General features: G+C 51.2%; 21 protein-coding genes. 15 read left to right on the top strand and 6 right to left on the bottom strand.

Translation table 11 applies throughout. The annotated features are described in order from the left end of the window. Positions 1-16: 16 nt before the first annotated feature. The 6 genes from ACFQ2I_RS07715 (at position 17) to ACFQ2I_RS07690 (ending at position 5,719) form a co-directional block, all read left to right on the top strand. Positions 17-1,465 carry a DASH family cryptochrome gene (locus ACFQ2I_RS07715; RefSeq protein WP_377563346.1) on the top strand — a complete coding sequence of 483 codons (1,449 nt, stop codon included), beginning with the start codon at positions 17-19 and terminating at the stop codon, positions 1,463-1,465. A gap of 67 nt (positions 1,466-1,532) precedes the next feature. Then, positions 1,533-1,880, top strand: a complete 348-nt coding sequence (locus tag ACFQ2I_RS07710) for a zinc ribbon domain-containing protein YjdM (RefSeq protein WP_377563345.1) — start codon at positions 1,533-1,535, stop codon at positions 1,878-1,880. A gap of 70 nt (positions 1,881-1,950) precedes the next feature. After that, positions 1,951-2,430: a transcription elongation factor GreA gene (gene greA / locus ACFQ2I_RS07705; protein WP_377563344.1), complete on the top strand. Its 480-nt coding sequence runs from the start codon at positions 1,951-1,953 to the stop codon at positions 2,428-2,430. A gap of 188 nt (positions 2,431-2,618) precedes the next feature. Then, a complete protein-coding gene (locus ACFQ2I_RS07700; protein WP_377563385.1) occupies positions 2,619-2,759 on the top strand; it encodes a paeninodin family lasso peptide in 141 nt (46 codons plus the stop codon). Between the two features lie 172 nt (positions 2,760-2,931). Then, complete coding sequence (locus ACFQ2I_RS07695; protein WP_377563342.1) at positions 2,932-3,888, top strand: aldolase; 957 nt, start codon at positions 2,932-2,934, stop codon at positions 3,886-3,888. Between the two features lie 31 nt (positions 3,889-3,919). Beyond that, positions 3,920-5,719 carry an ABC transporter ATP-binding protein gene (locus tag ACFQ2I_RS07690; RefSeq protein WP_377563341.1) on the top strand — a complete coding sequence of 600 codons (1,800 nt, stop codon included), beginning with the start codon at positions 3,920-3,922 and terminating at the stop codon, positions 5,717-5,719. A gap of 50 nt (positions 5,720-5,769) precedes the next feature. Here the strand turns inward: ACFQ2I_RS07690 and ACFQ2I_RS07685 are convergent, their stop codons facing one another. Continuing rightward, the gene (locus ACFQ2I_RS07685; RefSeq protein ID WP_377563340.1) at positions 5,770-6,426 is read right to left on the bottom strand and encodes a pentapeptide repeat-containing protein; all 657 of its coding nucleotides are present in this window, start codon (positions 6,424-6,426) and stop codon (positions 5,770-5,772) included. 321 nt (positions 6,427-6,747) lie between these two features. Between ACFQ2I_RS07685 and ACFQ2I_RS07680 the strand changes: the two genes are divergently transcribed. Further along, entirely contained in the window at positions 6,748-7,452 is a 705-nt protein-coding gene (locus ACFQ2I_RS07680) for a DUF4386 domain-containing protein (RefSeq protein ID WP_377563339.1), read from the top strand. Positions 7,453-7,472: 20 nt separating this feature from the next. Here ACFQ2I_RS07680 and ACFQ2I_RS07675 read toward each other — a convergent pair whose 3' ends face one another. Further along, the gene (locus ACFQ2I_RS07675; RefSeq protein WP_377563384.1) at positions 7,473-8,045 is read right to left on the bottom strand and encodes a Crp/Fnr family transcriptional regulator; all 573 of its coding nucleotides are present in this window, start codon (positions 8,043-8,045) and stop codon (positions 7,473-7,475) included. A 193-nt stretch (positions 8,046-8,238) separates the two neighbouring features. On the opposite strand from ACFQ2I_RS07675, the gene ACFQ2I_RS07670 reads away from it, so the two are divergent. Then, a complete protein-coding gene (locus ACFQ2I_RS07670; protein ID WP_377563338.1) occupies positions 8,239-8,388 on the top strand; it encodes a hypothetical protein in 150 nt (49 codons plus the stop codon). A gap of 24 nt (positions 8,389-8,412) precedes the next feature. Here ACFQ2I_RS07670 and ACFQ2I_RS07665 read toward each other — a convergent pair whose 3' ends face one another. Further along, positions 8,413-9,621 carry an ROK family transcriptional regulator gene (locus ACFQ2I_RS07665; RefSeq protein WP_377563337.1) on the bottom strand — a complete coding sequence of 403 codons (1,209 nt, stop codon included), beginning with the start codon at positions 9,619-9,621 and terminating at the stop codon, positions 8,413-8,415. Between the two features lie 234 nt (positions 9,622-9,855). Here ACFQ2I_RS07665 and ACFQ2I_RS07660 point away from each other — a divergent pair, with 234 nt between their 5' ends. The 6 genes from ACFQ2I_RS07660 (at position 9,856) to ACFQ2I_RS07635 (ending at position 15,651) form a co-directional block, all read left to right on the top strand. Then, positions 9,856-10,932: a TRAP transporter substrate-binding protein gene (locus ACFQ2I_RS07660; RefSeq protein ID WP_377563335.1), complete on the top strand. Its 1,077-nt coding sequence runs from the start codon at positions 9,856-9,858 to the stop codon at positions 10,930-10,932. 63 nt (positions 10,933-10,995) lie between these two features. After that, positions 10,996-11,475 carry a TRAP transporter small permease gene (locus ACFQ2I_RS07655; RefSeq protein ID WP_377563333.1) on the top strand — a complete coding sequence of 160 codons (480 nt, stop codon included), beginning with the start codon at positions 10,996-10,998 and terminating at the stop codon, positions 11,473-11,475. Between the two features lie 6 nt (positions 11,476-11,481). Beyond that, complete coding sequence (locus tag ACFQ2I_RS07650; RefSeq protein WP_377563331.1) at positions 11,482-12,765, top strand: TRAP transporter large permease; 1,284 nt, start codon at positions 11,482-11,484, stop codon at positions 12,763-12,765. Positions 12,766-12,848: 83 nt separating this feature from the next. Then, positions 12,849-14,240 carry a sulfatase family protein gene (locus ACFQ2I_RS07645; RefSeq protein WP_377563329.1) on the top strand — a complete coding sequence of 464 codons (1,392 nt, stop codon included), beginning with the start codon at positions 12,849-12,851 and terminating at the stop codon, positions 14,238-14,240. Between the two features lie 216 nt (positions 14,241-14,456). After that, positions 14,457-15,200, top strand: coding sequence for a Bax inhibitor-1/YccA family protein (locus ACFQ2I_RS07640; protein WP_377563327.1), 744 nt, complete (start codon positions 14,457-14,459; stop codon positions 15,198-15,200). A 94-nt stretch (positions 15,201-15,294) separates the two neighbouring features. Continuing rightward, positions 15,295-15,651 carry an MmcQ/YjbR family DNA-binding protein gene (locus ACFQ2I_RS07635; protein WP_377563325.1) on the top strand — a complete coding sequence of 119 codons (357 nt, stop codon included), beginning with the start codon at positions 15,295-15,297 and terminating at the stop codon, positions 15,649-15,651. 949 nt (positions 15,652-16,600) lie between these two features. On the opposite strand, the gene ACFQ2I_RS07630 is transcribed toward ACFQ2I_RS07635, so the two are convergent. Beyond that, positions 16,601-17,608, bottom strand: a complete 1,008-nt coding sequence (locus ACFQ2I_RS07630) for an aldo/keto reductase (RefSeq protein ID WP_377563323.1) — start codon at positions 17,606-17,608, stop codon at positions 16,601-16,603. Between the two features lie 508 nt (positions 17,609-18,116). Between ACFQ2I_RS07630 and ACFQ2I_RS07625 the strand changes: the two genes are divergently transcribed. Continuing rightward, on the top strand, positions 18,117-18,284 hold the full coding sequence (locus ACFQ2I_RS07625) for a hypothetical protein (RefSeq protein WP_377563321.1): 168 nt from the start codon (positions 18,117-18,119) through the stop codon (positions 18,282-18,284). Between the two features lie 61 nt (positions 18,285-18,345). Here ACFQ2I_RS07625 and ACFQ2I_RS07620 read toward each other — a convergent pair whose 3' ends face one another. Further along, positions 18,346-19,146: an SDR family NAD(P)-dependent oxidoreductase gene (locus ACFQ2I_RS07620; protein ID WP_377563319.1), complete on the bottom strand. Its 801-nt coding sequence runs from the start codon at positions 19,144-19,146 to the stop codon at positions 18,346-18,348. 260 nt (positions 19,147-19,406) lie between these two features. Then, positions 19,407-20,306: a fumarylacetoacetate hydrolase family protein gene (locus ACFQ2I_RS07615; protein WP_377563317.1), complete on the bottom strand. Its 900-nt coding sequence runs from the start codon at positions 20,304-20,306 to the stop codon at positions 19,407-19,409. Positions 20,307-20,901: the final 595 nt, after the last annotated feature.

Raw genomic sequence — 20,901 nt, 5'->3', positions numbered from 1 at the left:
GAAAGGATTTCGTACGATGAGAAAGTGCGCTATTGTCTGGTTTAGAAACGACTTGCGTGTGCATGATCATGAACCGCTGGCACAAGCGGCGGCATCGGGACTTCCCGTAGTCGGACTATATTGCTTCGACCCGCGACAGTATGGCAAGACAGCCTACGGATTTCCCAAAACAGGCCGGCATCGCGCCAGATTTATTCGAGAGAGCGTCGCTGTCTTGCGAACGAATTTGAACAAGCTCGGTATCCCTCTTCTTGTAAGGCAAGGCAGACCGGAAGAGGTCCTGACCGATATCTCGGCCTCGGTAGCCATCTCGGAGCTGCATTATCACCATGAATGGGGGAGCGAGGAACGCGAGGCGGTACGTTTCATTCATGCTTCCCATCCTTTTATTCGCATTCATGTCTATTACGGGCATAACTTAATTCATCCGGAGGATCTTCCGATCCCGGTGAAGGACATGCCTGTTGTCTACAGCATGTTCAGACGACGGGTCGAAGGAGCAATGCCGGTTAGAACGATGATCGGTATCCCTGCTCCTGCGACCAACCATCCCGGCTTCGAGCTGGAAGAGGGCGAGTTGCCATCCGACAATAGTCTAGGCATTACGGCGGAGGCATGCGAGCCCGCGTTTCGCGGAGGATCGCATGAGGGGCGGCAGAGATTGCGCCACTATTTTTTTGACACAGGCAGATTGCGTGTTTATAAGGATACAAGGAACGGCTTATTACATCGCGATGATACTTCGAAGCTGTCTCCATACCTGGCACATGGCTGCTTATCGCCACGTTATGTATATGAGCAGGTCAAGGCGGCTGAGGCTGAATGGAGCGGCAATGATTCCACCAGGCTGTTGGTTGCTGAATTGCTGTGGCGCGATTATTTCTGGCTGCTGCACGGCAAGCTGGGCAACCGGATATTCTCGGAGCGGGGGTTGACCGACTACGGTATTCCATGGTCGCGAGATGAGCGGCTTGTCGACGCATGGTTGAACGGCCGGACGGGCTATCCGCTGGTAGATGCTTGTATGACGGAGCTGCGCCGAACCGGATTCCTGTCGAATAGAGGAAGGCAGAATGTCGCCAGCTTCCTGACGAAGAACTTGGGAGTTGATTGGCGTATCGGAGCGGAATGGTTCGAATCCTGTCTCATCGATTACGACGTATCATTGAATTATGGGAACTGGTGTTATTGCTCCGGGGTAGGCACTGATCATATGCCTTATCGCGTGTTCAATGTCATGAAGCAAGGACGAGAATATGATCCTTACGGACAATATGCGAAGCGTTGGCTGCCGATGCTGCGCGACGTTCCGGCAGAGCAAGTGTATGAGGTGCATGAGCTGACTCTGATCGAGCAAGCAGCCTGCGGCATTGAGCTAGGAACAGATTATCCTTACCCCATCGTAGACTTGTCGGCATCAGCAAGAGATTATAAGGATAGGTTGCACAAGGCCATGAATCAGTAAGCGCAGCCTATAGTGTGGTTATGCTATAATAACTGCTATAGCAATGGAATGGAGGCTTAATGACAAGATGTCTGATCAATTGCCGAATTGCCCGGAGTGCGGATCGGCTTATACGTATGAGGACAGAGGGCAGTATGTATGTCCGGAATGTGCTCATGAATGGTCCCCAGGCGGGGAAGAGGCCGTCGCAGTATCTTCGGGAACGGTCGTCGATGCTAATGGCAAGATGTTGCAGGACGGAGACTCCGTATCCGTCATTAAGGATTTGAAGGTGAAGGGAAGCTCCTCTGTCATCAAGATCGGAACGAAGGTGAAGAACATCCGGCTCGTTGAAGATGGCGACCACAATATTGATTGCAAAATCGATGGATTCGGCGCTATGAAGCTGAAATCGGAGTTCGTAAAGAAAATATAAGGCCTCATCGTCCAAATGTCTTAAAATGGGGAACAATAGAGGTTAGCATGTTAATTGGAGAGTGACGATTATGGCGAAAGAAGAAATGATATTGACGCCTGAAGGGTATGCAAAAATAGAAGCGGAGCTAGAGGAGCTGAAGACAGTCAAGCGCAAGGAGCTGTCGGAACGCCTGAAGGTGGCGATCAGCTTCGGCGATCTGCGTGAGAACAGCGAGTACCATTCGGCGAAGGACGATCAGGCGTTCCTGGAGACGAAGATTCTGCAATTGGAGCGGATGCTGAAGACAGCCAAGGTAGTGGATGTCAGTAGCGCAGGAATCGATAAGGTCGGCGTGGGGGCAGTCGTGACGCTGCATGACGTGGAGTTCAATGAGAGAATTCAGTACCAGCTGGTAAGTCCTGCGGAGGCGGATGTGGAGGCGGATAAAATATCGTATGAAAGTCCGCTCGGCAAAGAGCTGATGGGCAAGAAGGTCGGCGATGCCATTCATGTCAGCGCGCCAATGGGCATGATCGAATACAAGCTGTTGGAGATCAAGACGATATAGCAACGATGATGTCGGCCCTAGTCGGGCGGTACTGGGGGATTATGCTAATTGACTTGTTGATTGAGAATATAGTTTGACAAACAAGTATAGCGGCGTTAAAATATGGTCACAAACGTTCTTTATTGAGAACTTATGTGCAGCAATCCTTACGGTAACAATCATTCTTCATTGGGAGGTGCAACGTATTGATGAAGAAAGAATGGCAGCGGCCCAAGCTGGAAGTGTTAGACATCAACATGACGATGAAAGGCGGCAGGGGAGGCGGACCGGGCTCTGGTTCCGGTTCAGGCTCTGGTTCTGGCTCCGGTAGCGGCGGATTCGGCAGTTAGTTGTTGAAAGAAAGTAAGCCCTTATTCCGATGGAACGGAGAATAAGGGCTTATTTCCGTTTTTATTTAAGATTGACAGGTAGGCAAAGGCGACATATAATGTTCTCTAAAAAGAACAACTGTCATCGGATGTTCACTATATTAAACCTAACAGAGGAGGAGGCATGGCTACTATGAACCAGAAGATCTATCAAGCATTCGGCTTGCTTATAGCCAGCGAGATTGTATTAACGGGTGAAGAGACGCTGCTGGGGGAAGCGAGGGAAGCGGATGCTTCGATTGAATGGGGGGATCTGTCGGAGATGTGGGCGAAGCTGTCACCGTCTGAGGAACGATATGTAATCAGAGATGACTTCGTTCTTCTCCACATGCCTCATACGGCTATCTATCTTATTCAAGACGGTTGCCGGATTATTGTCTCTCCAATTGGAACACCGCCCCCAGAGCGCATTCGGTTATATTTGGATGGTTACTGTATGGGCGCTCTGCTGTTGCAGAGAGGGATATTGCCGTTGCATGGGACGGCAGTTGTAATTAAGGGGAAAGCTTATGGCATTGTAGGTCGTTCAGGGGCGGGCAAGTCAACGCTTGCGAAAGCCTTCCTGGACCACGGGTATGCCTTCCTGACAGACGATGTCATACCGGTGCGTCTTCGTCCCGAAGGCGGTGAAGCGGAAGTTCTCCCTGCGCTGCCGGAGCAGAAGCTATGGCAAGAGAGTCTGCAGCAGCTGGGACTGGGCGGTCGAAGCTTTCCTCCTATCTATGAACGCGAGATTAAGCAGGACGATGTTATGACGAGCAAGAAGACGAAATATAAAATTCCTGTTGAACCGTTCCACAAGGGGGCGCTTCCATTGGGGGGATTGTTCGAGCTGGTGAAGTCCGACCAGATGGACGGCTCCGCCGCGCTGGTTCCGGTGTCGAAAGTAGAGCAGCTTCATATTGTGATGCGCCATACCTTCAATCGGGAGCTGATTCATCCGCTAGGCTTGCTGGAATGGCACTTCCGCACAGCGTCCAGCTTGGCGGGCATGACGAACGTACAGGTGCTTCAGCGTTCCCGCACCGTATTCACCGTTCAAGAGCTGCTGCGTCTAATTATATCCGAAGTCGAGGAGGTTCCGGCATGACGCGATCGGCCGGCAATCAGAGGATAAGGGAATGAGAGGAATACGTTATTTCATAGGGAGAATCTATAGGTACTCCGGCCCGATTCTTCTATATAACTTTATTGCCATGCTGTTTATCGGCGTACTTCAATCTATCGGCTTTGTATTCATTATACCGCTATTGAACATGACGGGAATCGTAGCGCTGGACATGTCGAGCGTACCTGTCGTATCGGATCTGATGGGGAAGCTGGAGGGTATCGCGAACGAGCAGAGCCTGCTTGCCGTGCTCATCGTCTATATCCTGCTTATCGTAGGCCAGAGCCTGTTCAACTGGCATCTATCGATGCAGAATAAGCGTATTCAGCAGGGCTTCATCCGCCAGCTGCGTGAAGATACCTATCGAAGCATTATACGTGCGAACTGGTCGTTCTTCCTCGCTCAGCGGAAGTCCGATCTCGTGAAGCTGATGACGACGGAGATTGGCAATGTGAAGAAGGGGCTGAACTACACGCTGCAATTTCTGTCTTCGCTCATATTGACGAGCGTCAAGGTGGGAGCGGCTGTTATTTTGGCTCCAGGCATTGCGCTTACCATCATCTCCATCGGCGCTGCTCTTCTCCTGTGCTCCCGATACTTCACAAGAAGAGCGAAGCAGTTCGGCTATGATAATTTGATGCTGTCGAAGGTGTATGCCGCAGGCATTACGGATCACTTGAACGGCATGAAGGATATTAAAGGTAATACGCTGGAGACTGCCCATGAGGCATGGATGACCGATTTGTGCGGACAAGTGGAGCGTAATTCCATCGATTTCGCCAAGTTGAAGGCGAGCTCGCAATTCATCTATCAGACAGTGTCAGCGGTGCTGCTTGCGATATTCGTGTATTTCCTGCTGAACATGTTCCAGTCCCAGCCAGCGGAGCTGCTGCTGGTCATTATGCTGTTCGCCAGCATATGGCCGATGATCGTTCGTATTCAGATCAGTGTAGAGAAGCTGGCCGCCATGGCGCCTTCGTTCGAATCGGTCATTCATCTCCAGCAACTATGCTTGAGTGAACGGGAGCTTGGGGAAGAACAGCTGGCTCACGATAGACGTATCAATCTGCGGCAGGGGCTAACTTGTCGCAGCGTCTCGTTCCGCTATAACCGGGAGCGGGAGCATTATGCGCTGAACAACGTATCGCTTCATATCGCGGCTGGCGGACTGACAGCTATTGTAGGGGCGTCAGGAGCGGGGAAAACGACGTTAGTCGATATGCTGATGGGACTTAATGAACCGGAATGCGGCGAGGTGCTCGTCGATGGCGAGCGATTAACCTGCGATAATGCCATTGCCTTGAGGCGGTCGATCAGCTATGTCTCGCAAGACCCGTTCCTGTTCAATGCCAGCATCAGAGACAATCTGAAGCTGCTTCAACCGGAAGCAGCTGACGATCGGCTATGGAAAGCGCTGGAGCTGGCTGCTGCGGCCAAGTTCGTGAAGCGGCTGCCGCATGGACTGGATACGTTCATCGGAGACCGCGGTGTCAGATTGTCCGGCGGCGAGAAGCAACGGTTGGTGTTAGCCAGAGCGCTGCTTCGGGAGCCATCCATCCTTATACTGGACGAAGCCACGAGTGCGCTGGATACGGAGACGGAATGGCGCGTACAAGAGACGCTGGCGCGATTGCAAGGGACGATGACGATGATTGTAATCGCTCATCGCTTGTCTACGATTCGCCATGCGGATCAGGTGGTCGTATTGGACGGGGGCGAGGTGAGACAGGTCGGCACCTATCAAGAGCTGGCGAACGAGCGGGGTGGTCTCTTCAGTAAGCTGTTGGGGAAGCAGGTAGGCGTACCCTCATAGAGGAGGCGGAAGAACTGTATTCCGTGCCGCCTGCTCCTGCTGCCGTGATGTTAGTCGCCCTTCAGCTTCAGTCCGAACAGGCCGGCGAACAGATAAGCTTGCTCACGGGCGATGAGGCAGCCCTTCAAATTGTTCGCTTCGACCCCGATGCCGTCGAATTGACAGTCGCTTAGATCGATGCCGTCCAGCTCTGTGCCAGAGAATTGGGCCCCGTCAATGTTGCATTGGCGGAAGACTGCTTTCTTCTGCAGCTTGCAATGGTAGAAGTCGGATTTGAGCAGGGAGCATTCCTCCAGAATGATGCTCTTCATATCCGAGAAGCGGAAGGTGGCGTAATCCGCCAGACATTGCCTGAACCGTACATTCCGAATCGTTGCACCCGTCAAGTTCGTACCGACCATCTTGCAATCCAGAAATTCGGAACGGTGAATAATGGCGTCGCTAAAGTTCGCATTGGAGAGATCGCACTTGTCGAATACGACGTCGGTCAGCTCCGAGCCGATTAGCGATGATTCGGTGAAGACGACATTGCGAAATACGGTCTTGTCTACGATCACCTTATGGGCTTCCTGATACTCCATAGAAGCATCCTGCAGCAGTCCTTCTTGTATGTATTGACCGCTGTCCAAGCGGTCCAGCTCAAGCAGGGGTAGATGATGAGGAAGACGGGGCTTCTCCAGCTTTATGTAAGATGTCTTTGCGCTCATCTGCACACCTCCTTAGGATCGTATGTTCTCACCAACCTTACCATATGTCTGTACCCATGTGAAGAGGCGGTCGGCCCTAACCCAGCGTATGGAGTATCATCGATGCTCCTATTGCTTCATGAAGAAGGATAATTCAACGTAATCGGGTTGGAAGATTGCCGGAGAAGAGCAGGATTACACTTATTATTGCAATCGCATAGCCAAGCCCCAGTCCGTCCTGATCTGACTACTTTATAGGTTAGCTGTTTTAATCTCTTGACTTAAGTTAATGAAGCCTTCTCCATTCGTTAGTACAATATAAAAAAAGAGGAGGTTTTCATTATGTACGACCAACATCAGACCATTAGAAAGCAATCGGCCATCATTGCAGGCCTTTCATTGTTGATCATGAGCATTGCCGCAGCATTCTCTTACGGGTTTGTACACAGCTCACTAATCATTTCCGGTGACCCGATGACCACATTGGACAATATCCGGGGATCTCGTTTCCTATTTAACATGGAGACCCTTGGATGGCTGGTGATTATCATAACGGATCTATTGGTTTCATGGTCCTTTTATATATTCCTGAAGCCCGTACATCCGGAATACTCATTATTGGCCGGTTGGCTTCGTCTGCTGTACACCGCTGTCCTGGCAATAGCTGTTTCTCATCTGGTGGTTGCCAACAGTATAGCTGATAGCACTACCTTGTTGAAGCTGGACGTAATGGCATCGCAAGTAATGCATTCCGTAACCTCCTTTGAATCTATTTGGTCGTTCGGTTTGATTCTGTTCGGGTTGCATCTCTTGGTCATCGGTCTTGTAGCATGGAAAGCAAAGCAGATCCCCAGGATCATTAGCGTCTTATTGGCTGCAGCAGGCTTCAGTTATACGCTGATTCATCTCATGTACAGCTTTGTACCGCAGTTGGATCATGTTACTTCTTCACTGGAAACCCTTCTAAGCGTCCCGATGTTTGTGGGCGAGCTTGGCTTTGGCCTCTGGCTTTTGATCAAAGGAAGGAAGTTGGCGGCATTGAACTAGTCCACGACTGTAAGGTGCGTTCATCCAAACCGCCTTTTGATGCGACTAAGCGACTCCGGTGTAATCCCCAAATAGCTGGCCAACTGGTGTTGCGGTACTCTATTGATCAACTTCGGTCGTTTTACTAAAAGCGCCTTGAATCGCTCTTCTGGCGTGGAGGCCATGAAGGAGGAGAACTCATCGCGCATGTTTCCCATATCTTCTTCGATCATTTTTCGAGTCATCATTTCCAGCACAGGATTCATATCATATGTGTCTTGTTCAGTAGATAGATCACCGACGACCAAGACACAGTCTTCCAGGCAGCTGAGTGAATAGTTGGATGTCTTATCTTCAGTATGCTGATTGAAAATCGTGACACTTTGTTCTTCTGTATAGAAGTTGAAGGTGATTTCCTTCCCTTGGGCATCAACGGCATATTGGCGAATACAGCCCTGCAATACGAAATAGCATTTGTCGGGAACTTCCCCCTGATGCAGCAGAATTGTCCCTTTTTTGAAACTCCCAGTGGGTACCCTTTCTGCAATGCTGGCAAGTTCATCATCGTTAATGTCCGAGAAACGCTTCATATAGTCGATAAGCACTTGTTTGATCAGAATTACCCCCCCTATAACAGATTAACCTTTATTTTATCATTGTAGCAACCGAGGATCCGGGCATGCGTTCATCTCCAGGACTGAACGTGGAGGGTAGGGAACCGACGAGAAGAAGTACGGTGAAGTGGAGGTGTTATTGAAGACAGGTAACGACAGTGCGGTTATATGAGCGATGCAGGAGGGGCTTGGCGTGAGCATTGGGGATTGCAAGAGGGATCTGGCGAATCGACAGGGAGCTGAAGAATGGTCATTATCTATCTTGAGCGGTACAAGCGCTTGCGTGACCGGCGCTGTCGATTGCCATGCGTGCATGTCCGAGCGATCGCGAATGCACGTCTAACGGACGTGATAATGTCTATATACGTTACTCTTCCACGCACAACGGGAAGGAAAAAAGTTCGTCCATCGCGAAATTGGCAGCACCCAGCGCTCCCCCGAACTCATTGAACTGGGCAACGTTCACTTCCGTCGATTGTGACAACTGACTGACAGAGCGCTGCCTCATCGTCTTCAATGCGACGTCCACGAACAGCTTACTGTTGCGTGGCACGGAACCGCCCAGAATGAACGCTTCCGGATTGATGATGTTCACGAGATTAGCCATCGCAATCCCCAGATATTGGGCGCACTCTTCCACAATCTCTCTGGCCAGCCAATCCCCCTTATCCGCTGCCTGGCACACCTTCTCATAGCGCAGCTGCATCATATCTTCATCTGACGTCAGACTTGTATGCTCATCCAGCGACAGCCGGACTCTCTTCCTCGCCTGCAACTCCAACGCCGAACCGGAGCTGTACGCCTGCAGGCAGCCTTGATTGCCGCAGCTGCACAAGATACCGTTCGGCACCATCGTAATATGACCGATCTCTCCAGCTCCGTTGAAAGCACCCTCAACCAGCTGACGGTTATAAAAAATCCCCCCGGCAATTCCTCGACCTACTCCGATATAGATCATTTGGTGGTAATTTCTTCCCGCACCGTATCGGCATTCCGCGAGGCCTCTCGCTTTATTGTGATTCAAAATGACTGCGGGCCATCCCAGCTCTTTCCGAATTTGACCCGAGAATGCCACCTTGCTCCAGCCAAAATGAGATGCGCTGATAATGATGCCGTTTCTGTTATCGATCAGACCCGGCAGACCAATTCCGATCATAGGTAGCAGTCTTTTGCCGAAATCTTGAATAAAGTTCTTCACCTGTCCCACGAGCAGCCCAATTATAGAAGATATTGATCGATCCTGTATGGGAACTCTACTGATGGCGATCTGATTGAATCGCAAATCGAACACGCCAATGGTCCATGCATCAGGATCCAGATCAGCACCGATGACAAGACGTGTATCCGATTTCAGCTTCAAGGTTACGGCCGGACGTCCGCCGGTATTCAAGCGTTCCTTGGATTCTCTGACCAGTTCCAGTCCAATTAGCTCGGATACCGCTGTGGATATGGTCGCTCGGCTAAGGCCTGTCAATTCTGCCAAGCGAACGCGCGTAATCGCGCCATATTTATGAAGGCATTGCAGAATCGCCGTTTTGCTGCCCTTCTGATCCAGCGGGGTAGGAGTCACAATCATTTCATCACCTGTTTTCCATACTCATTTGGTTTATTATAGACAAAACGGGGGTGAAATACAATCAAAATAGCGCTTTCGTGAGAAAAATCATTGCTAACTTAATTCAAATCTTGACATAAGTTTCGGATGCATGATAAAGTGAGCTATGCAAATAGTAAAGGTAGAGTAAACGTTAGATTATGTAAGCGTTTTGCGAAAGCCTTTGCAACGTTAAATTCAAGGGGGAATAATCCAATGAAAAAGCTTATGGCAGGTATTGTAGCCTGCGCAATGGTATTCACGCTGGCGGCTTGCGGCTCGTCTAACGGCAACAACTCCGGTGGAGGCAGCGAGGCGGGAGCCGGCAACAAAGCTGATGGAGACAAGAAGGTATATACGATTAAATTGGGGCACAGCGACAAATCAGGCGACTCTTCGATCATCGACTGGACAGCGCGCCAATTCGCGGATCTGGCTTCCCAATACAGCGACGGCCAGCTGAAGGTAGAGATCTATCCGTCCAACCAGCTTGGCGATCAGCTGGAGCAGATGAGATCGGTGCAGAACGGCACACAAGAGATGGTGCAAGGCTCCGTGAACAACTTCGGCACATTCGCGCCTTCGGTTAACTACTTGACGCTTCCTTACATCTTCAAAGGCTCGGAGCAAGCGCGCGACGCAATTGACAAGCTGTGGGACAAAAACAATGAGTTCGGCGTTGAGCAAGCCGGCATGCGCTTCCTGCTCTGGACAGACGCAGGCTTCCGCGCCATCACTTCGGATAAGAACCATCCCGTTCGTTCTCTGGCAGATCTGAAAGGGCTTAAAATGAAGGTTCCACCGAACAAGATTTTCGAATCGGCCTTCCAGGCATTCGGCTCAGAGACGGTCGTGCTTCCATTCTCGGAAGCATTCACCGCGATGCAGCAAGGTCTCGTCCATGCGCAGGAGAATGCTTACACGACAGCGCGTACGGAGCACTACTATGAGGTGCATAAGTACATTACAGACATTGAATGGATGTACACGATCAGCGCATTCGCTATTAGCGAGACGTACTTCCAGACTCTGCCGAAGGAACTGCAGGACGCACTTGTCAAAGCGGGCAAGGAAGCTTCGCAGTTGGAGCGCGATCGCTTCGACCAATTGATGGAGGATGACATCAAGTTCCTGGAGGAGAAGGGAATGGAGCGTCTGGGCAAGCCTGAAGACATTGATCAATGGATCGAACTGGGCAGAAGCGTATGGCCGCAAGCGTATGAGTCGATCGGCGGCGGCAGCGCGGCGAAAGGCGAAGAGATTGTTAATGAAGTATTGAGCATCATCGAATAAAAAAGGTAAGCATTCGTTGAGCAGGAGGATAACTCCTGCTCAACTCTGTAAAGGAGGCTGTTTATGAAAAGGATCAAATGGTTTGTCGACCATTTCGAAGAAGTGATCAGCGCATTGCTTCTGTTTGTTATTTTTATTCTGCTCGGCCTCACAATCTTGTTCCGGCTGTTCGGGATACCGACGACCGAAATGCAGGAAATTACGCAATATAGCTTCGTGCTGAGCATCTTCTTCGGCATCAGCTATGCCGCCAAGACGAATGAGCATATTCGGGCGGACATTGTGCTGTCGAATGTAAGCGAGAAAGTGAAAGGTTGGCTGTTGCTGTTTGGGAACGTGATATGGTTCGCGTTCACGCTGGCATTGGCCTGGTACAGCTTGCCGTTTATTGAGAATATGATGAAATTTGTCCAGAAGACACCGTTCCTTGAAATTCCGTTCTGGGTATTGTATAGCTTCGTGCCGCTGACAGCAGTGCTGACAGCTATACGTATCTTCCAGACGAACATATGGGGACTGTGGAAAGAAATGAGAAAGGGGTAACGCGCCATGGAGCTGATGTTTATTGTCTTCTTTGCCTTATTGCTGATTGGCGTTCCAATCTATGCGGCAATCGGTACGGCTACTATATTGCCCCTGATGGTATATGGGGAATTCTCGCCGACGATGCTACCGCAAACCTTCTTCAGCGGCATCGACAACTTTGTGCTAATGGCAGTTGCCCTGTTCATCATATCGGGTGCGATCATGCAAGCGTCGGGCCTCACCGACGATATTCTTGAGGTGGCGGACTCGCTCGTCGGCAATATCCCTGGCGGCGTCGGCATCTCTACGATTCTTGCCAGCACGCTGTTCGCCGCGCTTACAGGCTCAGGTCTGGCCGCCACGGTGGCGATCGGTTCCATTACGATCGGCGGTATGATTCAGAGGGGTTATAAGCCGCCGCTCGCAGGGGCGCTATCGGCAACCGGGGGGGCGCTCGGTGTGCTCATTCCACCCAGCAATCCACTTATTATTTACGGGGTACTGTCCAGTACGTCCATCGGAACGCTGTTTATGGCGGGCATGATTCCCGGCCTGCTCATCGCACTGTCCTTTGCCGTGGTGATGTATTTCATCGGCAAGAGGTACAATCTGCGTACGACAGACAACAACTTCTCCTGGGCTCGCGTCGGGCGGGCGCTCTGGAAGGGGAAGTGGGGGTTGCTTGCTCCTGTTATTATTCTAGGCAGCATCTACAGCGGGATCGCCACTCCGACGGAAGCGGCCGAGTTGGCTGTATTCTATGCATTGTTCTACGGCCTCGTTATTCGCCGCAATGTGAAGGCTTCCCAGCTGGTGGAAGCGTTCCGCGTAGGCGCGGTGACAGCGGCTGTCATGTTGGCGATGACGGGTGTGGCCAGCGGCTTCGGCAGATTGACGACGCTATATCAGGTGCCGCAGTCATTGGGCAACTGGATCGCTTCCATTACGGATAGCCCGGAGCTAGTGCTTCTTATGTTGCTTGGGGTTCTTATTATTACAGGCATGTTTATGGAGACGCTTAGCCAGATTATCATTTTGACGCCGATCTTCGTGCCGATATTGGCGGAACTGGGCATTAATCCTGTTTTCTTCGGCGTATTGCTGGTGCTCGGCATTGAGATGGGCTTCCTGACGCCTCCTGTGGGCGGCAACTTGTTCGTCGCGACGAAGATGTCGAATTCTACGATACTTCAAGTATCCAAGTATGAAGTGCCGTTCATACTCGTTATTTTATTCTGGGCGATATTCTTGATCTTCTTCCCTGAGATTGTTCTCTTCCTGCCGAATCTGATCGGCGGAGCGGGCTGAGCCAGCTAGAAGAGCGGTTGTGGGAGCAAGAGGCAATAGATATGCATCACGATTGAGACAGAGCTTGAAAGGGGAAAGAAACCTTGTCTAACAAAAGGCCAAATATTGTATTCATTATGTCGGACGATCACGCGTCGCAAGCGATGAGCTGCTACGGCAGCCGGATTAATAAGACGCCTAACATAGACCGGATTGCCCGTGAGGGGATGCGCTTCGATCACACGTATTGCACGAATTCCATCTGCACCCCTAGCCGTGCGACCATTTTGACGGGATTGTACAATCATACGAACGGGGTGCGTACGCTGGACGACGAGCTTCCGAACACGATGACGACGTTCCCCAAGCTGATGCACGAGGACGGTTATCAGACTGCGATGATCGGCAAGTGGCATCTGGGTCATAGCGAGAGCAGCAATCCGGCCGGCTTCGACTTCTGGAGCGTTGTTCCCGGGCAGGGCGAGTATATCAATCCCCAATTCATTGAAGCCGACGGTGTGAAGACTTATCCCGGCTATGTGACCGATGTCATTACCGATATGTCGATCGACTTCCTGGAGCAGCGTGATAGAGACAAGCCATTCTTGCTCTTGTGCCATCATAAGGCGCCGCATCGGCCATGGGTGCCGAATCCGAAGGATCAGCATCTCTACGATGACATCGACATTCCGGAGCCGGAGACGTTCTACGATGATTATGCCACCCGATCCCGGGCCGCAAGAGAAGCGAAGATGCGGGTCGACCGCGATCTAACCTTCACCGACCTGAAGGCCCATCCGCCGGAAGGGTTGTCGGAGCTGGAGTTGAAGCGGTGGAGTTACCAGCGCTATATGAAAGATTACTTGCGTTGCATTCACTCTATCGACGAGAATGTGGGCCGCCTGTTGGATTACCTGGATGAACAAGGTGTTGCCGACAATACAATCGTCGTCTACACGTCCGATCAGGGCTTCTTCCTGGGCGAGCACGGCTGGTACGACAAGCGCTTCATGTATGAAGAGTCGCTCAGAATGCCATTCGTCGTTCGTTATCCGAACGGCATCCAGCCGGGTACGGTATGCGATGCGATGGCGCTGAACGTGGACTTCGCACAGACATTCCTGGAGTATGCTGGCATCGACAGCCCGAAGGAAATGCAAGGCGTCAGCCTGAAGCCGTTGTTGGAAGGGCAGCGTCCAGAAGACTGGCGGACCTCGATGTACTACCGCTACTGGATGCATCTGTCGGAGCATAATGTATGTGCGCATTACGGCATTCGGACGGAGAAGTTCAAGCTGATCTATTATTACGGTGAAGCGCTGGGCACGACAGGCTCCACGAACGAGAGCTGGGAACCGGAGTGGGAGCTGTTCGATCTGGAGAAGGACCCCTACGAACTGAACAATGTGTACAGTGACCCTGCGTATGCGGATACCGTGCTTGCGCTGAAGCTGGAGCTTGCCAGGCTGCAGCATGAGACGGGGGACAATCCTTAATATTTCGTGTCAACGCGCAAGGTGTTGGGGGTGGCCCCTCAGCCCTTGCGTGTTTTTTGTGTTTTCATTTCCATGCGTGTGTCCAACAGACCGACAACTGTGCAGTGAGGAGAAGCTTGCGCTTGTATTTCCTTACACTTATTCTAATCTGACATGATGTTTCTCCCGCCATAATATGCTAAAATGAGGACAATCTTAATGAAGAGGTGATATGGCGTGATTGGACGCAGCGGTAATCCGACCTTGAAGGAAAATACGTTCCAGCGAACGGGCGACTCCCATTCCGGGGGCGTCATGACGATTGATGGAACAGTGAACAAAACATTTATCGCTTTGGCTATCCTGCTGGGGGGAGCATTCGCGGCCTGGTCCATGTATGAAGGCGGCAACGCCAGTGTCATGGGACTGGCGATCGGAGGGGCAATCGCGGGCTTCGTATTGGCTCTCATAATCAGCTTCGTGCCGCGCAGCGCGCCGTACCTTGTGCCGATCTATGCGGCGGTGGAAGGGCTGTTCCTGGGAGCGATCTCCGCGCACTTCAATGCGCAGACGAACGGGATTGCGATGCAGGCCGCATTGCTTACGATGGGTGTATTCCTTGCGATGCTGCTCGCTTACAAGACGGGCTTGATCAAGGCGACGCCTACGTTCAAGAAGATCGTCATTGCAGCGACGCTTGGCATTATGGTGATGTATTTGTTCAGCTTCGTGCTTTCGTTCTTTGGCGTTGGGATGTCGTTCCTGCACGACAGCAGCATGCTCAGCATCGGCATCTCGCTGGTCGTTGTCGGCATTGCGGCGCTGAATCTGGTGTTGGACTTCGACTTCATCGAGCAAGGCTCGCAGCAAGGCGCGCCGAAGTATATGGAGTGGTTCGGCGCATTCGGCCTTCTGGTAACGCTTGTCTGGCTATACGTCGAGATGCTGCGCCTGCTGTCCAAGCTGGCTAATCGCGACTAGTAGCAAGTGACATAGAGAAGTTGGACAATCAATTGGAAGAAGAGTGGAAGCTTTAACGGCTTCTGCTCTTTTTCTGTATGGAGGGATACGGTGTATGGATAAGCAGGAGCTTGCTCAATATTGTCTGTTACTTCGCGGCGCTGCCGAAGACTATCCCTTCGGTTCGGAGCCGCTCGTCATCAAGGTGTGCGGGAAGATGTTCGCTCTTCTTGCAGAGAGGAACGGGGTTCCGGCAATCTCGCTCAAGTGCGAGCCGCATATGGCCGAGCTGCTGCGCATGCAGCATGAATGTGTGCAGCCGGGCTATCATTTGAACAAGAAGCACTGGAATACGATCGCGGTAGACGGCACGCTGCCGGACGAAGAGCTGCGTACGATGATCGATCACTCCTACGAGCTGGTCGTCGGCAGCTTGACGCGAGCGCAGCGGGCGCAGCTCCAAGAGGTGTAGCTGCAGGCGGTGAAACCTCTGCTGGAGGCTTTTGCAGTTCTAGATATGCTGGACTCGACACTTACGCTTCAAATGCCTTTTTTCAAAGAGCGTGGAAGTACACTCCAAGAACTTGGCTTCCACCGGCTAATCATCACTAGGTTCAGTTCGTATTTGGATGCAATTGCATTGACGGTCTGCTCCTAGCGCCTCCAGCAAGACTTTGCTTTTAAATTTTGCAGTATATCAGTTTCGCTCCTCCATGGCTTTATTAGTACTTAATCAGGTCTCTGTGTCTCAGCCTATGGGAGCATTATAATCTGTTGGAAATGTGAGGGTGCCATTTTTGATATTCTATCAATATGCTATTGTCTTGGTATTGTCCAAAGAGTTTTACTGATGAAGTTGTGCCAGGCTTCAATCAGTTGATCGTTCTTCAGTTGTTCATAATTTTGATTCTCGTAGTTAGATCTGAATTGCTTTAACCCAATCAATATTTGTTTCAGTTCTCCATTGGATTTCATTAGATCTTCTGAGTTTGCTTGAGGTGTCTGATTTAACCTAGTGAGTTGGTCTGTATGCGTGATTAGAGCATAATAAAACATCTCGATCGATTCATCCTTTGATATGAGGGCGCTTGCTATCGAGTATGCCCCATAGAGATTGTTGGAAAGGTCATATAGGATAATCCTCCAATCAGTATGAGGGCTATGAATGCAGTTGAAATCACGAGGGCTTTATTTTTCATGTTAACCATCCCCCTTTCATGTAAAAAATCGAGTTCTATTCCCTATATTTTTTAATTAAACAAAATAATATGTCCGATGAAAACAAATATAATTAGTTTCATCGGACATACTTTATATATATCCAGAAAATTTATTACTGAACATTGTAATTGAGACTCACAATTGCATCATCAATGTACTCCTGTAAGTCGAGATCAACATTTACAGCTAACTATTGTTCATCATCTTTTAATGTTACCTTCAATCGTCCTACGATTGTTGCGTGCATCCCGGTTCCATAGCGCCGGACTTATTATTCGCTCGGTAATATGATTAAGCTGCGTGCGGATCGCATGCAGGCATCGCTCCGACAGAGCGGGGCCCTGCAGCAGCTGCAGGTTTTCTTCCAGCTGCTCCCGCTTTTCAATCCCGATAATAAGGCTAGCGACGCCGTCCATGTCTCTGACATAGGAGAATGCGAGCTGCGCGATAGATATCCCTTCTTGTTCTGCCAGCATTCGCAAGACATGAAGTGGCGGCGCCGCTTCATGCAGGCTGTCCGGCAGTCGTTCCGGGTTCATGAGCAGCAGTCCTTGCAGGAAGACGCTGCGGGCGACGATCGTTTTGCCGGATGCCCGCATGCGCGTCATCGCTCCGCTTGCTTGCAGCCGATGGTCGAGCACGTTGAGCGGGGCTTGTATGACGGAATAAATATCGTCCTCCAAGCATGCCGCTATCCGGCGATATTGTTCGTCTGTTCTGTCCGTCAGCGATACCCCGCCCGTCGCAATCAGCCCTTCACTTCTCATATTGCGAAGCGTCTGTGTGACGGTCGTCCCGTGCATGATGAGAATATCGGGGTCATGCAGCTTTAGAATGGGCAGCCGCTTCAATTGCAGTCGGCTCAGGCTGGCCTCCAGACTGGCATACATATGCGCAGTCACTTCCTTCTCGGTCATGCCGAGCTGCTTAGGCAGCTTTACCTTGGACATGACTGCCATCTCTTGAATGCGAGCCGACTGCGTGAAGAATTCGCCTATTCGCTTCTCGGATTCGCCGTATTCCGGCGAAGTGTCGAATGAGGTGATGCCTGCGCTAATACTCCCCTCCAACAGGGCATTTGCATCAGCGCCTCCCGTATCGTTGGCGATACCGTAGTCCGGCATGCCGAGCTGGGCGGTGCCTAGCGTGAGCTTGGAGATAGGTAATGAAGGACGATGGGCAGATTCCGATTCAGTGCTGCTATGCATATTTTTTATCCTCCTTTTGAGATTATTGAAAGCTTGCACAAGGAAGTTGGCGGTTGGTAGTTAGCTCCTTGCTAGTTGGCGCTTGGAAGTTTGTGCTTGGTAGTTGACGATTGGTAGTTGATGCGTGGAAGTTTGTGCTTGGTAGTTGACGAGTTGACGATTGGTAGTTGGCGCTTAAAAGCTGATGCCTGAAGATTACTAACTGGATTTTGTGAAGGTATTGTAGTTGGAATTGACCTCTTGCATACGTTTAACTGGAAAAAGTGCAGTTGAATCGGCACATATCGCACATCAAATCATTAAACGGCGGAATTAATATCCTGAAATCCATTTGTTTAAAGTAAGAAGGAGCATTCCGCTACAATTAGTATCACAAAATCCATTTGATTGAGTTTAATAAGAGTGATGGAGCGGACAAACAACCCTAAAGTTAGAAAATGAATATTATGGTCATACCACTAGAGGTGTTGCTGGCCCGCCGCCGACTTATGCCTGGGGAGGACAGTTGATGCTGGATGTGCAGTTCCACTCTGTCATTATCGGCTTCTCGGACAACCGGAAGCTCGTTAATCTGGTAGAAGGATTCCTGAGCTGTCAGGAGAGGAAGCCGATTCCCCATCCTTGGATGAAGCTTCTCGTGCAAGAGAGCATGATACATGCCTGGAAGCTCTGCTGACAGGCATACCATCCGTGCCAAGCAGCTACTGCGCGCTCATGTGCTTGGCGATAGAGCGTAATTACCAGCTGCTCCAGCCACCGTCGACGATCAGATTGTGGCCTGTCACATAGCTGGACGCCTCGGAAGCCAAGTAGACGACAGCTCCTTTAATATCTTCATCGTCCGCCATCCGTCCCAGCGGGGTCCGTTCCGCATATCGATCCAGGAAGGAGCCAGCCGTTATTTCATTGTCGGAACCGACGGGGTTGTAGCCTCCTGGGCTTATGCAGTTCGCTCGAATGTGATCGCGTCCGTAGTAATTGGCCAGCCACTTCGTCATGCCGACCAGCCCCCATTTTGCATACGTGTATTCAATTCCGCTTGTCATGCCGGTTCCTTCGTAGACGGGGAAGTGGGGCCCCTGTACGCCTTGGATGGAGCCGATATTGATCACGCTGCCGCCCTTGCGCGAGCGCATGAGCGGCACGATGGCCTTGGTCAGCAGCATGATGCCCAGACCGTTCACTTGCTGCGCCTTCAACCAGCCCTCCGCAGTTGTATCCTCCAGATCGGCTAGCCCTTCGCGCGACACGGCGTTGTTCACCAGGATGTCGACGCCTCCGAAGCGTTCCTCAGTCCACTCAGCCAATTCGGCAATACTATCCTCTCTGCTCAGATCCAGACTGCTGGAAGATGCGTGCAAGCCTGCGCTGCGCAACTGTCCAGCGAGCTGTTCGCAGCTGTCGCGATGGCGAGAGGCGATGACGACATGGGCTCCGGCCTCCGCCAGTGCAGTCGAGATGTGTGCGCCGTATAATCCTGATCCTCCGGTGACGACAGCTATTTTGCCGTCCAGTCGGAATCGATCCAACACATGCATATGTTTTATCCCTCCATTAACTTGTTGAAGTGGAATGGTGCGGCGCTACCTACACTTTGAGCAGTAAGATGCTGCGGCTAACCTAACGTGATATAACGGTGACGTTTTGCACGAGTGTTGTCAATCTGCTCTTTGTAATCTGTAACATGCCTGGTAATAAGTATAGTATGGTCACACCACTTGTGAGTGAAGTAGAACATGATCATTGGTCCGACCATATTCTACTTAAAGCTATTACAGGAATAAATTTCTTATCAATGTTATTCCGCGATCATCTTATTCGTTAGACGTCCCAGCTTCTCGATCTCGATCGTGACGACGTCGCCCGGCTGAAGATAGACCTGCTTCTCTTCAGGGTAACCGAGTACGACGCCTTCCGGCGTGCCGGTAAGAATGATGTCGCCCGGCTCCAGCGTCATATGGCGGGAGATATAGCTAATGATCTCATCGCAGTGGAAGATCATATCCGATGTGTTCGACGATTGGCGCTGATCTCCGTTCACAGTACAGCCAATCGCCAGGTCGTTAGGATTGCCGACTTCGTCCGCCGTTACCAGATAAGGGCCTAGCGGCGCGAACTTATCGCAAGACTTGCCTAGCAGCCATTGAGGCGTGCGCAGCTGAAGGTCGCGGGCGGACAAGTCGTTTGCGCAGCAGTAGCCCGCCGCATATTGCAAGGCATCTTCCTTGGCGACATGCTTTGCACGCTTGCCGATAACGATCGCCAGCTCCGCTTCATAGTCGACCTTCTCCGATGCGACGGGCAGCGGGACTTCATCGCCATGGGCCGCCAGCGCATTGTTGAACTTGCTGAACAGGATAGGCGTCTGCGGAATAGGAGAGTTGGTCTCTTCCGCATGTCTCCGGTAATTGAGGCCGACACAGATGATTTTGCCTGGATTGGTCACGGCCGGTCCTAGCTGCAGCGCAGATTCATCCAACAGCCATGCTCTGTTATCGCTGCTGCCGAGCGCTTGCTCGACAAGCTGCTGTAGGCGCTGAAGCGCTTCCGTACCGCCATTAATGACGGAGTCAGTTGTTGTTAACGGCTCGGTGCCCGTCGACAGGGCGGCTTGCGCGGACGCGACATCCAGAATCCCTTGGGACGTATGTACGCCCAGACGGTACTTTCCTTCGTGTATGAATGTTAGCAGTTTCATCGTAAAACTCTCCTTTACCATTGCAGTTTGACCTAAGTATGTGACCTGAGTATGCCTAACTCGATTAGACATATAGAATCCATTGTTGCAGCTGATATGATGTCCTTTCATTCAACCATAGAGAGGGCTACGTGGATCGACTCCTAGTGTCGATTGAAACTGTCAATTGCCCTTGTCAGCCGCCGAACGTACGAAAAATCGTACAAAAGCGCTCGAGAAAGCGTGCACCCCCCGGCATTTGTACGAAAAATCGTACAAAAGCGCTCGGGGAAGCGCCCAACCTCCGGTATTTGTACGAAAAATCGTACAAAAGCGCTGTAGTAAGCGCCCAACCTCCGGTATTTGTACGAAAAATCGTACAAAAGCGCTGTAGTAAGCGCCCAGCCCCCGGCATTTGTAAGAAAAATCGTACAAAAGCGCTTGAGTGAGCGCCCGGCCTCCGGCATTTGTACGAAAAATCGTACAAAAGCGCTGTAGTAAGCGCCCAACCTCCGGTATTTGTACGAAAAATCGTACAAAAGCGCTCGAGAAAGCGCCCAGCCTCCGGCATTTGTACGAAAAGTCGTACAAAAGTGCACGGGGAAGCGCCCAGTCC

The organism is Paenibacillus chungangensis (assembly GCF_042675905.1).
GTDB lineage: Bacteria > Bacillota > Bacilli > Paenibacillales > Paenibacillaceae > Pristimantibacillus > Pristimantibacillus chungangensis.
This window is presented reverse-complemented; position numbering and strand designations above follow the sequence as displayed.

What these genes read in the sequence shown, in the direction of transcription:
- ACFQ2I_RS07660 (WP_377563335.1), top strand. Translation starts at nt 9,856, where the DNA reads ATGAAAAAGCTTATGGCAGGTATTGTAGCCTGCGCAATGGTATTCACG.
- ACFQ2I_RS07625 (WP_377563321.1), top strand. Translation starts at nt 18,117, where the DNA reads ATGCTGGATGTGCAGTTCCACTCTGTCATTATCGGCTTCTCGGACAAC.
- ACFQ2I_RS07715 (WP_377563346.1), top strand. Translation starts at nt 17, where the DNA reads ATGAGAAAGTGCGCTATTGTCTGGTTTAGAAACGACTTGCGTGTGCAT.
- ACFQ2I_RS07690 (WP_377563341.1), top strand. Translation starts at nt 3,920, where the DNA reads ATGAGAGGAATACGTTATTTCATAGGGAGAATCTATAGGTACTCCGGC.
- greA (WP_377563344.1), top strand. Translation starts at nt 1,951, where the DNA reads ATGGCGAAAGAAGAAATGATATTGACGCCTGAAGGGTATGCAAAAATA.
- ACFQ2I_RS07615 (WP_377563317.1), bottom strand. Translation starts at nt 20,306, where the DNA reads ATGAAACTGCTAACATTCATACACGAAGGAAAGTACCGTCTGGGCGTA.
- ACFQ2I_RS07695 (WP_377563342.1), top strand. Translation starts at nt 2,932, where the DNA reads ATGAACCAGAAGATCTATCAAGCATTCGGCTTGCTTATAGCCAGCGAG.
- ACFQ2I_RS07650 (WP_377563331.1), top strand. Translation starts at nt 11,482, where the DNA reads ATGGAGCTGATGTTTATTGTCTTCTTTGCCTTATTGCTGATTGGCGTT.
- ACFQ2I_RS07665 (WP_377563337.1), bottom strand. Translation starts at nt 9,621, where the DNA reads ATGATTGTGACTCCTACCCCGCTGGATCAGAAGGGCAGCAAAACGGCG.
- ACFQ2I_RS07620 (WP_377563319.1), bottom strand. Translation starts at nt 19,146, where the DNA reads ATGCATGTGTTGGATCGATTCCGACTGGACGGCAAAATAGCTGTCGTC.
- ACFQ2I_RS07630 (WP_377563323.1), bottom strand. Translation starts at nt 17,608, where the DNA reads ATGCATAGCAGCACTGAATCGGAATCTGCCCATCGTCCTTCATTACCT.
- ACFQ2I_RS07685 (WP_377563340.1), bottom strand. Translation starts at nt 6,426, where the DNA reads ATGAGCGCAAAGACATCTTACATAAAGCTGGAGAAGCCCCGTCTTCCT.
- ACFQ2I_RS07710 (WP_377563345.1), top strand. Translation starts at nt 1,533, where the DNA reads ATGTCTGATCAATTGCCGAATTGCCCGGAGTGCGGATCGGCTTATACG.
- ACFQ2I_RS07635 (WP_377563325.1), top strand. Translation starts at nt 15,295, where the DNA reads ATGGATAAGCAGGAGCTTGCTCAATATTGTCTGTTACTTCGCGGCGCT.
- ACFQ2I_RS07680 (WP_377563339.1), top strand. Translation starts at nt 6,748, where the DNA reads ATGTACGACCAACATCAGACCATTAGAAAGCAATCGGCCATCATTGCA.
- ACFQ2I_RS07655 (WP_377563333.1), top strand. Translation starts at nt 10,996, where the DNA reads ATGAAAAGGATCAAATGGTTTGTCGACCATTTCGAAGAAGTGATCAGC.
- ACFQ2I_RS07700 (WP_377563385.1), top strand. Translation starts at nt 2,619, where the DNA reads ATGAAGAAAGAATGGCAGCGGCCCAAGCTGGAAGTGTTAGACATCAAC.